1 pseudogene is annotated in these 1,105 nt (G+C 68.6%); it reads left to right on the forward strand.

The window, feature by feature from the left end:
* A pseudogene (locus ACFWPT_RS32320) lies at positions 1-140 on the forward strand (IS4 family transposase); the annotation flags it as partial.
* Positions 141-1,105 lie beyond the last annotated feature (965 nt).

The following is a 1,105-nucleotide window of genomic DNA, read 5'->3' on the forward strand; positions in this document are numbered from 1 at the left end:
TGCTGCTGGCGGACCGGGGCTTCTACGGCGTCGAGCTGTGGCAGCAGGCCCGGGCTACCGGCGCGGACCTCCTGTGGCGGGTACGCAAGAACGCCAACCTGCCCGTCCTGCGGACGCTGCCGGACGGCTCCTACCTCAGCGAGGTCTTCGCCGGACACGACCGCAGGACCCGCCGCGACCCGGTGACCGTCCGCGTCGTATGCCGCCTTTGCTGACGAGCTGCCAGCGGACCCGCCGGGTCCTCCTGAGGCCACGGCAAATGGAGCCGGGCGATCTGTCCGTACCGTGCGCTCGCGCGATGATCGCTGCCCACGACCGCCACATCATGTGACTTGCATCACGGCTTTTGTGGAATCTCATCATCCGATTGCTTGCATCTGCAATTCGATGAATACCGAAAACCGCCCCGTCCATCTACGGCCCTGTAGTCGCCACGCGGTGCACCGGCCCGGAAATCGGCTATTACCGATCGGTAGAGCCCGGATAGCGTCAACACATGCCCGATTCTGTCCGATCGTCACGTCATGGTGAGAGCGGAACCGGTGTCGCTGCGAGGTCCGCAGACGCTGCTGGATCTCACCGGCAATGCCATTCCCATCAGCACGTGCAGCACCGGGTTGAGACATCTGCGGTGCAAACCGCTTTCACGGAGGAGTACCTTTTTCAGCGTCAAGAAAGCGCAGCCCCGGCCATGGTCTGTCCACCGTCGGCCGGGGCCCGGAGCGGAGGAGTGTCATGCACTGCTACGCCCTCACGGGGCGGTTGATGCGTCCCGTGATCACCACCGAACGTACCAGTGTCCCGCTGCCGGCCCGAAGGCCGTCCGGCTTTGATTACTGGCGAGTTTCGGTCTCCCTCGGTTCGGTTTCCTCGGCCGCGAATGTGCCGCTGGCATGTGCCGACAGACGGTCGGGGCGGCGGTTCGCCGGAATCGGCGCTCTGGTCACCGCCGCCGGTCAGGCGCGATGCCGGTTCCGGCGGCTGCGGCTGCACCCGTAGCAGGGCGGTCGGGGGGGGGGGGCCGCGGGGGGCGCCCCCCCCGCCCCGGCGCCCCCGGGGGGCCCCCGCCCCGCGCCCCCCCCCCCCGGGGGGGAAAACCCCGCGG

The sequence above is a fragment of the Kitasatospora sp. NPDC058478 genome (genome assembly GCF_042720345.1).
Taxonomy (GTDB): Bacteria; Actinomycetota; Actinomycetes; order Streptomycetales; family Streptomycetaceae; genus Kitasatospora.